This window comes from Belliella kenyensis (assembly GCF_022549675.1).
GTDB lineage: Bacteria > Bacteroidota > Bacteroidia > Cytophagales > Cyclobacteriaceae > Belliella > Belliella kenyensis.
In genome coordinates, this window is the sequence record NZ_JAKZGR010000019.1 from 1 (window position 1) to 13564 (window position 13564).

The 13564-nt window shown below is 36.5% G+C and carries 16 protein-coding genes; 2 read left to right on the top strand and 14 right to left on the bottom strand.

The genetic code is table 11. The features are described from left to right. The 6 genes from MM214_RS16675 to MM214_RS16700 form a co-directional block, all read right to left on the bottom strand. On the bottom strand, nt 1-235 hold a 235-nt coding region (locus tag MM214_RS16675), incomplete at its 3' end, for a hypothetical protein (RefSeq protein WP_241297201.1). Nucleotides 236-544: 309 nt separating this feature from the next. After that, a complete protein-coding gene (locus MM214_RS16680; RefSeq protein ID WP_241297203.1) occupies nt 545-691 on the bottom strand; it encodes a hypothetical protein in 147 nt (48 codons plus the stop codon). A gap of 68 nt (nt 692-759) precedes the next feature. After that, complete coding sequence (locus tag MM214_RS16685; RefSeq protein ID WP_241297205.1) at nt 760-1797, bottom strand: hypothetical protein; 1038 nt, start codon at nt 1795-1797, stop codon at nt 760-762. A 703-nt stretch (nt 1798-2500) separates the two neighbouring features. After that, a complete protein-coding gene (locus MM214_RS16690) occupies nt 2501-2950 on the bottom strand; it encodes a type II secretion system protein GspG (protein WP_241297207.1) in 450 nt (149 codons plus the stop codon). A 480-nt stretch (nt 2951-3430) separates the two neighbouring features. After that, nucleotides 3431-4114, bottom strand: a complete 684-nt coding sequence (locus tag MM214_RS16695; RefSeq protein ID WP_241297209.1) for a DUF4166 domain-containing protein — start codon at nt 4112-4114, stop codon at nt 3431-3433. Then, the gene (locus MM214_RS16700) at nt 4114-5016 is read right to left on the bottom strand and encodes a DoxX-like family protein (protein ID WP_241297211.1); all 903 of its coding nucleotides are present in this window, start codon (nt 5014-5016) and stop codon (nt 4114-4116) included. The genes MM214_RS16695 and MM214_RS16700 overlap by 1 nt, the downstream gene beginning before the upstream one ends. 370 nt (nt 5017-5386) lie before the next feature. Here MM214_RS16700 and MM214_RS16705 point away from each other — a divergent pair, with 370 nt between their 5' ends. Next, nucleotides 5387-5728 (top strand): single-stranded DNA-binding protein, encoded by a 342-nt coding sequence (locus MM214_RS16705; protein ID WP_241297212.1) that lies wholly within the window; start codon nt 5387-5389, stop codon nt 5726-5728. Nucleotides 5729-5932: 204 nt separating this feature from the next. Here MM214_RS16705 and MM214_RS16710 read toward each other — a convergent pair whose 3' ends face one another. Next, nucleotides 5933-6364 carry a response regulator gene (locus MM214_RS16710; RefSeq protein WP_241297214.1) on the bottom strand — a complete coding sequence of 144 codons (432 nt, stop codon included), beginning with the start codon at nt 6362-6364 and terminating at the stop codon, nt 5933-5935. A gap of 242 nt (nt 6365-6606) precedes the next feature. Between MM214_RS16710 and MM214_RS16715 the strand changes: the two genes are divergently transcribed. Beyond that, nucleotides 6607-7656 carry an endonuclease/exonuclease/phosphatase family protein gene (locus tag MM214_RS16715; RefSeq protein WP_241297216.1) on the top strand — a complete coding sequence of 350 codons (1050 nt, stop codon included), beginning with the start codon at nt 6607-6609 and terminating at the stop codon, nt 7654-7656. Between the two features lie 24 nt (nt 7657-7680). Here the strand turns inward: MM214_RS16715 and mnhG are convergent, their stop codons facing one another. The 7 genes from mnhG to MM214_RS16750 are packed head-to-tail and all read right to left on the bottom strand — an operon-like array spanning nt 7681 to nt 13384. Then, nucleotides 7681-8046 carry a monovalent cation/H(+) antiporter subunit G gene (mnhG, locus tag MM214_RS16720; RefSeq protein WP_241297218.1) on the bottom strand — a complete coding sequence of 122 codons (366 nt, stop codon included), beginning with the start codon at nt 8044-8046 and terminating at the stop codon, nt 7681-7683. Further along, the gene (locus tag MM214_RS16725; protein WP_241297220.1) at nt 8039-8314 is read right to left on the bottom strand and encodes a cation:proton antiporter; all 276 of its coding nucleotides are present in this window, start codon (nt 8312-8314) and stop codon (nt 8039-8041) included. Before MM214_RS16725 ends, mnhG begins: the two co-directional genes overlap by 8 nt. Continuing rightward, nucleotides 8311-8790, bottom strand: a complete 480-nt coding sequence (locus tag MM214_RS16730; RefSeq protein WP_241297222.1) for a Na+/H+ antiporter subunit E — start codon at nt 8788-8790, stop codon at nt 8311-8313. The genes MM214_RS16725 and MM214_RS16730 overlap by 4 nt, the downstream gene beginning before the upstream one ends. Then, complete coding sequence (locus MM214_RS16735; protein WP_241297228.1) at nt 8787-10310, bottom strand: proton-conducting transporter transmembrane domain-containing protein; 1524 nt, start codon at nt 10308-10310, stop codon at nt 8787-8789. The genes MM214_RS16730 and MM214_RS16735 overlap by 4 nt, the downstream gene beginning before the upstream one ends. Next, nucleotides 10303-10659, bottom strand: coding sequence for a Na+/H+ antiporter subunit C (locus tag MM214_RS16740; RefSeq protein WP_241297235.1), 357 nt, complete (start codon nt 10657-10659; stop codon nt 10303-10305). Before MM214_RS16740 ends, MM214_RS16735 begins: the two co-directional genes overlap by 8 nt. A 1-nt stretch (nt 10660) precedes the next feature. Then, nucleotides 10661-11071: a Na+/H+ antiporter subunit B gene (locus tag MM214_RS16745; RefSeq protein WP_241297242.1), complete on the bottom strand. Its 411-nt coding sequence runs from the start codon at nt 11069-11071 to the stop codon at nt 10661-10663. 6 nt (nt 11072-11077) lie between these two features. Then, nucleotides 11078-13384 (bottom strand): putative monovalent cation/H+ antiporter subunit A, encoded by a 2307-nt coding sequence (locus MM214_RS16750; RefSeq protein WP_241297248.1) that lies wholly within the window; start codon nt 13382-13384, stop codon nt 11078-11080. Nucleotides 13385-13564: the final 180 nt, after the last annotated feature.

The following is a 13564-nucleotide window of genomic DNA, read 5'->3' on the forward strand; positions in this document are numbered from 1 at the left end:
CTCTAACAGGATCAGTTATAGAACAAACTTCGTTTCCATTGTCATAACCTGTTGACATTTGATATTCGTTTCTACCAAATTTCCAACTAATGGATTGTGAATTAAGCTTACCTGTTAAACTTGGTGTACGATTATTAAGAAATACAGAGTAATTTGGTTGTGCATTTTGCGTTTCATCATCGTTAATACAACTTATTAGCGAAATTGTCAGTAATAAAATTAAAATTTTTTTCATAATATTTTGTTTTTAATGTTAAATTCCAGTTTACATATTTTTAAAATTTTGACTAACGCAAAGAAAATCGCTTAATTTGGGCTCAATTCGAGGCCTAAATCCTCATTAGTCAGACCGAATTTATCGATTTTTTTTTATTCTCTTAACTAAGCCCAACTTTTTTTTTAGAAACCTTTCAAACCAAATCCCGAACCTTCTTGATCCAATTACTGAATTAATGAAAACGATGGTTGGATCCAAGACATACCGAAAATTCAAATCCCAACACATAGGGTGGGGGAAGTCATCCTCAAAGCAAACAACCAAAAACTAAAATAACCGATTCCTAAAATCCACCAACCAGCCTACTATTCCACCTAGCAAACCCTTCACCTTGCGCATGTCAGTCAATACACCATAAGCGTACACGGCAGCCACTATTCCGATAGCTATCGGAACTATGATAGATGAATGCATCAATCAAGGATTTTTTGAGGGCTTTTGGCTAGTGGGCTAAATGTTCGCAGCTGCTTTTGGGTCACTTTCTAATCGTCCCACTTCAGCATAACATCTGCAACACTTTGATGAACCTTTTTCAACTCGGCAGTCAGTTCTTCATCGTCTAAATTTGCCTGATTTTCCTGTAAAGTTTTCCATAATTTTACAAAAGTGGAAACACCTCCTGCATCATATATGTCTGCTGCGGCTGAGTGCCAACGACATTGATACCAACCGTAGTTTTGCGGGTGTTTGGTTCCTATTTCATGGTATTTTTCTTCTATGTCTTTTAAAGAAGTGAAGGCTAAGTTATCTGTTCCACTCGAAATTACCATTTGTGGAAAAACGGTAAGTGCAGGTAACTTGTGGGGTTCATTCTCTGCGATATATGTGTGAAGGAATACGTTGCAAAAAAGTTCCCCTAACCACAAGCGTTGCATATTTAAATTGCCTTGAAAGTGAAATGCATGACCAAGTTCGTGAATGGCCAACAGGTCAAAAAATGCCCGCATGGTTAGATTGCCGTTTTTGTCAGAATAGGTATTTTTGATTTGGTCAGACAGTTCCGTAGGTAGTTGGCCAACAGCTGGAATAAAACTTTTCCAAAAATCATTGTCTTCTGAAGCGACTACCAATGTTTGTGTATTAGCGAAATGTGGCATGCCGTAAACAGGAAATGTGGTAAACTTTTCCCAATCTTTCGGCGAAAGTACCAAAATTGTAATGGAAGGGTCTAAATCAATTAGTGGTTTGTAAAAGGCGATTACGTTGTTACAGGTTTCAGTCATTGAAGTTGCCTGATCTTTTGCCCCATCGCTATAGTAGGTCTTTGTTTCTCCAGAACTTTCCAAATGGTTTAGCTCATCATATGATTGCGCCTTAAGACATAACGGCAATGCTAAAATCAAGCAAAATACAGATCTTAAATCCATTGTGAATGACATTTTTATTTTTAGCGATTCCATATTTTTATGTTTATTAGATTGAACCAAATTTGTCAGAGGAGTTGCAGTAAACTTTTGACTAATGCTAAGAAAACCTCTCAAATTTGAGCTGAATTCGAGGCCTAAATCCTGATTAGTCATGCCTAATTTATCGATTTGTTTTTTATTATCTTAACCATAAGCTTAACTTTATTCATAAAACTTATTTTTTAAAATGGTATTCATGAATGCTTTGCATTTGTTTTTCTGGTATCATACTCTTGATTAGAATAGGGTTTAGAGCTAATATAGAACTTTTGGTTTCTGGAAAACTTCTTGTACTCATAAGATAGCTGTCCAAAACTTTCAAAACTGAAAAGCAAAAGCAAAATGATAAGATGTGTTTTCCTGATAGTGGCCATCGAAAAGTGTTTAAGACACAGTCTAACTAAAATAATAACTATAATAAATAGATAATTCAAGATTGGATTTAAACATAGTTGGATTAAGTCGCATCATAGCTATCTTTAATCTTATTTTTTAATCCACTTATAACTTCACAGATTTTTTAAGAATTATCAATTGTTTTATCTGACTCATTGTTTTTTGTTTTCCAGCCATGTGATTAAAGTTAGAGATTTTTTAAAAGTATCCGCTATAAAATCAAAACCATTCATTCGAGGGGTCAACATCCGCCAGAATGTCAGTCGATTCTGGCCATTCAGGACACTTGCTCTGATCAAAATCATTCTGGGTTAGGGGGATCCCGAGAATCGGGACAAGCTATGCTCCAGAATATTCAACAGATTACTAGAGCTCTGTGAGCGATATAGGAAGAGGTTTTTTCTTTGCTTATTCATTTGAATCAGTCTATAATTATAATACGTAAATCATCTTTAGTTCCAAATTGTCGGTCAGAACCAGCAGATATGAGCTCCATAGATTGATCACCTTTTTTAGATAGTTTGTAAGGAGTTTCCCAATAATCTTCTTTCCAATTCTTTTTCAAAGGATTCTTCCTAATGAGTTCCTCTATAGAATCTGGAAAACCCTTGTTGTCCTTTTTAAACTTAATTATAGACTTTTTCATCTCTGACATTTCTTTTTCAGTTCTCTTTTGCTCCATTGGAAAATCATTGCTAAAAAACATCACTATTGCGAAGATTCCCATCAAAAGAAATCCAAAAAAAACGAGAAAATCGCTCGGTAGGATCCAACCAGCGAACCATGGCAAGTCCTTTCCTTTTTTTCTTCGATATTTATACCAAATATCTAGAATGATAAGATTAATTATGAGGATTAGTAAGTACGACATTTTTAATTTGAACTAACGAGGTCAAAAACCCTCAAGTCACTCTAATTTATCATTTCCCTTTTCAATCTCCTCAACAAAAACCAATTTTCTTTCACAAAACCATTCAAACCAAATCCCGCACCTTTCTGATCCACTTATAGAACCTAAAAATCAATCATTAGATTCAACACATACCATATAATCCAATTCCAACACAGAAGCTAGAGACGACCATACGCAAAGCAAAGCAAAACAAAAACTCCTAAATACAACCAAAAACCAAAACAAGCGCTACCTAAAATCCACCAACCAGCCTACTATTCCACCTAGCAAACCCTTCACCCTGCGGATGTCAGTCAATACGCCATAGGCGCACACGGCAGCCACTATTCCGATAGCTATCGGGACCCTGATAGATTTTTTATCCTATCAGGGCTTTTTTGTAAGGGCTTTCGGCTAGTTGGCTAAATGTTATAGGGCGTTTTAATTTCCATTTTCATTTTATTCCCTTATTTCTTCTCTTACTGGCATAACGTCTTTTGGAATGTCCGCTTTTGAATTCACGATTATGTATTCAGTATCAAAAGTTCCTTCATAGCCAAATAATTTCCCCCAAGTTTTGTTACTTACCACTACAGATATTTTAAATTTTTGCTCTTTGTCGTCATACCATTCGCAAACATTCGCTTCGCCTGAAAACAGCATTGGAAATTTAAAACCTAAAAATCCTTCATAAAATCTTTGTTCACCTGACCGTAATTTTATACCACCGTTTTCCGCCACAGTCATTTCAATGTCAACTGCAAGATGTTGATGCGTACCCAAGTAGTCAACAATTCTATTTCTTTGTTCGCTGTATATCATTGTTGCGTCAAATCTTCTCACTCGCTTTGGAAATTGATATTTACGAACCCAAGTAATGGTTTCTCTTCCAAACTTGTCTTTGTAGGCGTAGTTTTCAATAGTAAATGGAATTTCTTTCCCTTTCTGCGGGAACATAATGTTTCTCCACGTCCCCATGTATAGAAACGGAAGTGTATATGGTTTTCCATACCAGACACTTTGCATAACTCCTTTTCCAATCGAGGCAATTTTGTCATTGCTGTTGAAGCCAAAACGCTTCTGAATTTGTGGATGAAGTTTGTTAAAGTCCGAACCTAAAACTTGTCGGTATATTGATTTCATTATTTCTGTTTTGTTATACAATTTGAAGCCTTTGGTAAAAAGCGGAAATTCAAAATTGCTATTATCGAAAGAGCTATCATTGATATGTTTAGCGAAAATGGATTAAATGGAAATGTGAAAATCATCAAGTCGCTAAAAATTGCTCCAACTGTGAGGATACAAAGCCCTAAAATATTTAAATACTGAAGAACTTTTCTATGAATGAAAATCAATGCAACTCCAAAAGCAATTTCCGCAATTCCTATGATGGTCAAAATATTTTCTTCGTTTCCATTAAATAACCCTGATTGTCTTAATATTTCAATTTCCCCTGTGTCAGTAAAAAGTATTTTTGGAATTAGTCCCTGATAAATCCAAATAATTCCTAAAGTTAAATTCACAAGCAAAACAGAAATTTGAGCATTTAAAGCTTGCTTTGGGTGAAGTCCTTTTTCAATCCAATTTTTCAGGCAATCAAAACTCCAAGCAGTTGCCCAAATCATTAATGGTCTGAAAGTAAATTTGTCAATGAGTTTTCCGAAAAGTCCCCAACGTGTTTCATAGTCATAACCTGTAAAAAACTTTATTCCGCCCGATTTTGGGACATATTTCCAATAACCTGAACCTTGTTTGATTAATGAAAATTTACTGTCTGATGAAAATTTTAAAACTGATGTGCTTTCCCCGTTGTCTTTGGTTTTAGTCGCAACACTTTCTCCGATTCCGTCTACCTTAATTCCAAAGCCAACTTTTGTTGAGTAAAGAAATTTTTGCGGGTCTGTCGGGTCATTTTTTGGTAAGTATTCAATCTCTGTAAAACGTAAGTCCCATTGTTGATGAATAGAAGGTTCTTGCGTATTCGTCCACAAAGTGTCAAAGTCACATTTAATTTTCGTTTCAATATATAGAGGTCGTCTTTTCAATTACTGTCGTCTTTTAAAATGCCCTATAACTCAAAAATCTACCTTTAAAACCGGACTTTATTTACTAGTATGAAGAGAGACATGTCGGGTTTTTCTCAAACTTATACAATTCATTTCAAACAAAAAATACCCCGATCAGGGTATTTTTATGCTATTTCATTTTATTTGCTGCTATCTGTAGCATACTATTATTTTGATACGGTATGATGCTAAGATATACCATGAAAGCTGTTAAAACCGTTGTCGATGGCTAATCGATTATAATCGGTTATAAACGAATAGAACCCGACAGTTTAATTACTTTTTGAAGAATTTTGGTTCATGCTAAATAATTAAGCAGTAAAATCTTAAACCAATAATAACATATATTATGAGCGGAATTAGAAACAGGGTTCAGCTAATCGGGAGATTGGCTGCCAAACCAGAACTTACTCAGTTCGAAAGTGGAAAGAAAAAGGCTTCTTTTCGCATGGCCACCAATGAGTATTACAAAAATGCCAATGGTGAAAAGGTAGAGGAGACTACATGGCACAATGTGGTAGCTTGGGACAAAGCTGCAAGTATATTGGAAAAATACACAGATAAAGGATCTGAAATTGGTATTGTAGGCAAATTGACCAATAGATCCTATGATGACAAAGATGGGAATAAAAGATATGTGACTGAAGTGCTAGCTGATGAAATCCTCTTGCTAGGTGAAAAAGCCACTTAAATCAGAAATTTCTTGTCAAAGGTGGGATACTGATAAATAGGCTTATTTAGCTGATTGCATGCATCAAAATACAGTGTTTCCCACGGTGAATTTTGTTACAAATATGCACATGTAACCTTCAGAATATTAAACTCTGAAGGTTACTTTTATTTTTGAAGTATGTGCTTTTTCATGATTTCATTCTTGATCTGCTGATTTTTTCATTTATCTGGCAAACACAAAGAATTTATCGATACTATCGATTGTTTCGATATTTTTAGGTTTGATGATGTAGCCTTGTACATTTTGATTGACATTGATTCTATGTACATCTTCATGGTCTTCGGAGCTACTGAGCACAATGATTTTGAATCTCTCTTTCACCGATTGTTCTAACTCATCAAACATCTCTAAAAATTCATAGCCATTGAAATCAGGCATGTTTAAGTCTAGAATGATGAGAATGGGCTTTTTGTGGTAATATTCTTTTTGCAAAGTCATGAGATGTCCCATGTAGTAAAGTGCCTCTAATCCATTGGTAAATCTCCAAAGTTTATGAAAATAACCTGTTTTACGAAAAAGTTTAGAAACCAAAGTACTGATGACAGGGTCATCATCTACGAGTAACACCGTTTCGTATTGACTTATATTATTCATGGTAATAATACAAAATAAATTGAAAATGAAAAGAGATGATAGTATCGGTTGGGTGATTCGTACTATGACTACTCAAATTACCTAAAATATTAAATCAAATGCAAATCTGCCCAAATAATTCTACTTCTTGTAAAAGATTTTAATAACTTTGATAGGATTTTCAGAATCATCTTATAAAAATCTCTTTTCCATCGCTTAGATCCCAATAATTTATTATTTGACGCTTCCCTATGTATTATTCTATGATGAATACGCTACTGATTATATTATCATCACTTGTAGTCATAGTTGTGGCTTTACCTATGATTAGGCATAGCAATTGGAAATTTAGAGTTTTTGAATATTTGAGGATTCAGAAGCTTATCGCTGTGATTATCCTGGTCGTGATTTGGACAATAGTATATTCAAATGACCAGAAAACAATTTCTTTGATTTATTTAATCACCTTGGTGATTTTAGGGATATTTTTAATTTATCAGATATTTCCATTTACCATATTGGCAAAAAAAATGATTGCTGATAATAGTTGCACAGACCTTCCATCTATCAAGTTGATGGTCATCAATGTATATCAATACAATACGGAGTACCAGCAGACAATTGATTTGATCAAAAAAGTAGATCCAGATATGTTTTTTTTGGTAGAGACAGATCAAAAATGGGCTGATAGCATAAGCATCTTCAAGGAATCTTATACTTATCAGATCGAAAAACCTTTGGATAACACCTACGGTTTGCTTTTTTATTCTAAGCTCGAGATAATAGATCCCAAAATCCATTACCTTATCAAAGAGGAAATTCCATCGATAGAGCTAGATTTAAAACTTTCATCAGGGCAAATGATCAAGGTATACGGGATTCATCCAGAACCTCCAGTACCAAGTGAAAACCCAGATAGTACTGAAAGAGATGCGGAGATCCTAAAAGTAGGAAAAAAAGTAAAAGAACTTTCAAGTCCATGCATTGTCATCGGAGACCTCAATGATGTGGGCTGGTCTTACTCTAGTGAGTTGTTCCTAAAGATAAGTGGAATGCTAGATTTGAGAAGGGGCAGGGGATTATACAATACTTTTCATGCCAAATACTTTTTCTTGCGCTGGCCTTTGGATCATATATTTGTCAGTGAGCACTTCACTCTAGGGGAGATCAAGAGGTATAGAAATGTGGGTTCTGACCATTTTCCGATAGGTTGTACACTTTACTTAGAGAAGAGTAGTAATAATGAGCAACTAGACGTATGCGCTGATGATTTAGAAAAGATGGATGAAAAAATAGCTGACGCAGAAAAGTAATGGACTACTGATTACATCGACAACCTATTGGTTTTCTTCTCCACTTTTAAGTTTGTGAGTCTTTTTATCATACATGCCTTTGAGATCGTCCACTTTGGATTTTTTCCACATTTTTACTCCTGTAAAATAGGACGCTCTACCGATCATGTGTGCTCCCACAGGTGCCGTTAATAGCATAAAGATAATAATCGCCACAACTCTAGCAGTAATAGCCGTATCATTGAAATAGCATGCAGCTGATAACAGAATCAATCCTATCCCTAAGGTAGCAGCCTTGGTAGTGACAGATATCCTTAGGTATAAATCAGGCATTTTTACAATTCCTACAGCAGCCAACAAAATAAAAACTGCTCCTGATGTACTCAATATGTATACTAATAACTCAGTCATTTCTTTCTCTTTTTTCAAGGTAATATGCAAAAGCAACTGTGCCCAAAAAGGCGATCAATGCCATGATCATGGCTATATCTAGGAAAGCAGGCTGATCAGAAAGGATACTGTAGACCGCTATAATCCCTATACCAGTGGTAAGTAATAGATCTAGAGCAACCACCCTGTCAGAAAGCTTTGGGCCAATCAAAAATCTGACAAATATAATCAGGATTGAAATGGACAAAGTCGGGAGGATGATATAGTAAAGGTAGTCGTATATACTCATCTTGTTATTTCTAATAATTTTCTTTCAAAACCATTTTTGATACTGGAAATAAATTCCTCTTTGTCTTTAATATACATTGCATGCACATAGAGTACCTTTCTGTCTTCTGATACATCAAGGCTACATGTTCCAGGAGTAAGAGTTATCAAATTGGCTAGTAAAGTAATTTCTAAGTCAGACTCTGCGTCCAGAGGGATTTTTACTATACCAGGTTCCATATAGTGCCTTGGAGTGATGACATCATATGCCACTTGAATATTTGCTTTTATCAATTCATATAAGAAAAAGAAAATAAAAGAAACAAGTTTAGGTATTCGATTGAAGTACTTATTGTCCCTTCTATCGGTCGCTGATACCCATAACAGAAAGAAGCTTAGTGCAAAACCAAAAAGAAAGTTTTCTACGGTAAATGCACCAGTAATGGCCACCCAAATCAAGGATAAAAGTAAGTTGCTAAGGAATTTAGTTTTGATCATGGTGTTTGAGATTTGATTCCTAAAACTGCATCTAAATAAGCGGTTGGATTGATAAGTTCAGCGGCAATCTGCTTACTTAATACGATGATATGTTCAGCCGCTAGGCCAATATACAGAGATGTACCAGCAAGCAAAATGATAGGGATGACCATGGCCCAGCGCTTGAAGGGTTTGAGTTCATGAAAATACTTTACATTTATTTTTTTTGGAAGATCCACAGCATCTTTCCAAAATACTTCCGACCAAAGTTTTGCAATTACCCACAACGTGAGAAAGCTTCCTAATATGATAAAACCAATAAGCATCCATTCATTTTCCTTATATCCACCTTCTATCAAAAACACTTTTGCCCAAAATCCTGAAAGTGGGGGGATTCCAGCAAGAGAAAATAAAGGAATGGCGATCAGTAAAGAAAACTTTGGGTATTTTTTATATAAACCTCCCAATTTTTCAATATTCAATGTGCCTTTAAGTTTGAAAATCAAGCCTGAAGCCAAAAACAAGTTAGTTTTTACAATAATGTCATGAATTAGGTAAAATATTGCACCCATGATGGCTAGTTCCGTATATATGCCAAGCCCAGCTAGCATGAATCCGATGTGGCAGACGATCAGATAGGAGAAAATTTTCCTCATATTCACCTGTAAGATCGCCCCTAATCCACCTGATAGTATCGTCATACAGGCCAATACAATAAGCAAGTTGCCGAGGAATTCATCTGGTATAAATATCAAAGTAAAAATCCTTAACAGCGCATATACACCAACCTTGGTGAGCAAGCCACCAAACACTGCGGATATGGCGGGTGGTGGAGTATGATATGATGCAGGCAGCCAAAAGTAGAGAGGGAATATGGCTGACTTTATTCCGAACCCTACCAGGAATAGTATGGCCACTACATTGACGAGCCCCCTGTTTTCAATTTCTGCGACTTGTATGGATAAGTCGGCCATGTTCAAGCTTCCAGCGAGTCCATACAAGATGGCAATAGCAGTTAGAAAAATGGCTGATGCCAGTAGGTTCATCGTGACATATTTGATTGCACCTTCAATTTGAGCTTTTTCACCTCCTATAGTAATGAGTACAAAGGAGGCTATGATGATGATCTCAAACCATACATACAAGTTGAATATATCTCCAGTCAGAAAAGCACCATGAAGTCCCATCAATAAGAAATTGAGAATTGGGAAGTACCCAAATTTCAAGCGTGCATTTCGGATACTTCCTGTGGAAAATATTCCTACGGCCATTCCAGAAATGGCAGTCAGCAATACCATCGTGGTACTGAAAAGGTCTGCTACAAAGGTGATTCCAAATGGAGCTTGCCATTCTCCAGCTTGCATGGTCAAGATGCCATTTTGGTAGACTTCTTTGAAAAGCCATGTGGCAATACCTACAGATATGATGCTACAGATAATCGTAATCAATCTTTGGGCATTGACTCGATACCAAAAAAACATCAGTAAGACTGAAGTGAGTAGTTGGAAAATTACTGGTAATACGATGTAAGGGTTATTCATAGATTTCGTCTGTAGTATTCAGTTCGTCTAAGTCGTCCGTTTGTGTGATTTTATAAGCTCTCTTTACCAAAATGATGGCAAAAGACTGCAAGCCAAAGCTAATGACAATGGCTGTAAGTATAAGGGCTTGTGGAACAGGATCCGCATAGATTTCGGTTAGCATTTTTGCGGTAGAATCTATGATAGGAGGTTTTCCTTTGACGATTCTTCCAAGCAAAAATATTAGCATGTTTGCCCCATTTCCTAAAAGGATCAAGCCTATGATGAGCTTTACCATGCTTCTTCTTAGCATCATGTAAATCCCCGAAGCATAGAGTAACCCGATGATGACTACTAAAATTAATTCCATGTTACAGTGTTTCAGATATGGTAAATATGATAGTCAACGTCACGCCTATCACTACTAAATAAACCCCAGCATCAAAAAACAAGGCAGAGCCAACCATTCCTATAACAGGAATAGGATTCTCAAACCATAATCCAGTCATGAAGCTTTGCTCAATAAATAAGGGTGCAGCACCACTGATCAATGCGATACATAGGCCCACTGGCATCAAAAATCCAGGGTGGAATTTGATCAAGTTTTTGGTCTGTTCAAGTCCATTTGCAAAGGAATGAATCACAAATGCAATAGATGCTATCAGTCCACCTACAAATCCTCCTCCAGGTAAATAATGCCCTCTCAAAAGGATGAATACCGAAAACAATACCAAAAGTGGTAAAAGGTAGGTCGAAGCTGTTTTAAATATTAGGGTTTTCATATGTGACTACTCTTTTTCTATGCTTTTCAATCTCAATTTTAAAAGACTAAACACTCCAATGGCAGCTATCACCAATACGGTGATTTCGACCATAGTATCAAAGCCCCTAAAATCCACTAAAATTACATTGACTACATTTTTTCCTTTTGCTAGGAGGTAAGCACTCTCTGCATAAAATATAGAAGTCTCTCTGTTCAAAGGCTCTGAAAGTACTTCTAAAGTCAATATAGCAATCAAACTCCCAAAGAAAACAGATAAAATACCATCTCTTATTCTTACTGCTTTGCTAGAGAAGTTTTTGTATTTGGGTAAATTGTATATCACCAATACGAACAATATCACTGTCAAAGTATCAATGGAAAACTGTGTCATGGCGAGATCTGGTGCAGAATAGAAGAGGAAAATCAAACATATCGTATAGCCCATCACACCAAGTGAAGCCACTGCTACTAGTCTGGATCGAGAAAATACCGTGAAAACAATTGCAACAATCATCATTAGTGCCACGATGACTTCATAGATCGTCAAAGCAGTCAGTTGCTTCGTGTCGATGTATAAATTTACCCCTTGGTATAGCCTATATGCCAAAAGAATCGTCAAGAATCCTAAGATGGTAATTACATAATTTCTCAAATAGCCATTTTGGAATAGTCCTGTCCAAAATCTTGCAAATGCATTGAAAAATTTACCAAATATCTCAAATAGCGTTTGAGGAGCAATCATTTCAAATTTGAGTGTTTTGGAAAATAGCGAAGATGAAGGCTTAACAATCATGTAAAGTATCACCCCAAGTGTCAAAGTAAGTAAACTCAATCCAAGAACTAAATTGAATCCATGCCATAACTTGATATGGACTGGAGCGCCATCTATTACCATACTGCTAAACACTGGCTGAACTATGAGACCTTCTACAAGGCTAGGAAATAGCCCAAATACCAAACCCAACCCTGCTAAAATCAACGGTGGAATCCACATGGTAGGATGTGGTAAATGTAGAGAAGTGAAATTGCTCGGAAGGGAGCCTACGAATGGTTTGACTCCAGCCAATAGACCAGCGAATAGCAAGCATACATTGGTAACAACAGCAGCTATGGTCAGAACCATAGCCCAGTCTCCGTAGGCCAAAGTTGCCTCATATATCAAGTCCTTGCCTATAAAGCCAAAGAAAGGAGGTGCGCCTGCATTAGATAACGCAGCAAGTCCTGCCGCTATGGCTACTGGCATCAATACCTTGCTCAAGCCAGAGAGTACTGTGACATCTCGGGTGCCAGTCTCATGATCTACTATACCAGTGATCAAGAATAGTGTAGCTTTATAAAGTGCATGTACCAAAATGAAAACTCCTGCAGCAAGTAGGGAAGCTTCAGTTCCCAAGCCAATTAAGAAAACCAAAATCCCGAGAGCTGAAATGGTAGAGTAGGCCAATATCCCTTTCATATCAATACGAAGGACGGAATGTATAGCGGCATACACCATCGTAATAGACCCTACAAGGATCAATGTGGTATTCCATTCTGCCGAGCCTCCTAAGAGCGGGGTAAACCTAGCCAATAAATAGATGCCTGCTTTGACCATGGTAGCTGAATGCAGGTAAGTGCTAACAGGTGTAGGTGCTTTCATCGCTCCAGGTAGCCAAAAGTGGAATGGAAATTGTGCTGATTTGGTGAATGCGCCTATAAAAATCAGCCCTACTATCCAGCCATATGAAGTATGTTCTTTGATAAAAGTTGATTGACTTAGCAGTTCTTGAAATTGGTAGCTACCTCCAATGTACCCAAGTAGAACCATACCCGCAAGTAGAAAAAGACCACCCAATCCGGTAATGCTCAAAGCTAACAAGGCAGACTTTCTTGATTTTGGATCATCATTATTGAAGCCTATGAGAAAAAAGGAGCTAATACTTGTAAGTTCCCAGAATATAAAGAGCGTGATAATATTGTCTGAAAGTACCAAGCCAAGCATAGAAGCCATAAACATACTCAAGTATCCATAGAATCTATCCAAATAGTGGTGGCCTTTGAGGTAGCTCGTCGTATAGGTAAAGACCAAAGTGCCTACACCTGTGATCAACAAGGCGAAAAGTATTGCTAATCCGTCAAGGTGAAAACCAAAATTGATCCCATAGCTTGGTACCCAATCATAGTTAAACCTGAATGTCTGACCTTCGCCAATTTCTTTTAAGAAAGAAAAAAAATAAACAAATAGACCAAAAGGAAGTATAGGAAGTAAGAGTGATCCTTTTCCTTTGATAAATTTACTAATAAAAGGTGTGCATCCAGCAAGGACAAAACCTGAAAGTATAGCTAGAATCATGTATGTTCAAGAATTTCTAAATACGATTTAAAAACTCTAAATTACAAAAAAAGCTCAATGTCTCGACTAGTATGTGAAATAAACCTGAAATCAACGAGAAATGAGGGGTTTAAAATATTTTGTATTTATCGAATATATTTTCAATAAATACCCGTAAATGATGAAGAATGTATATAGATT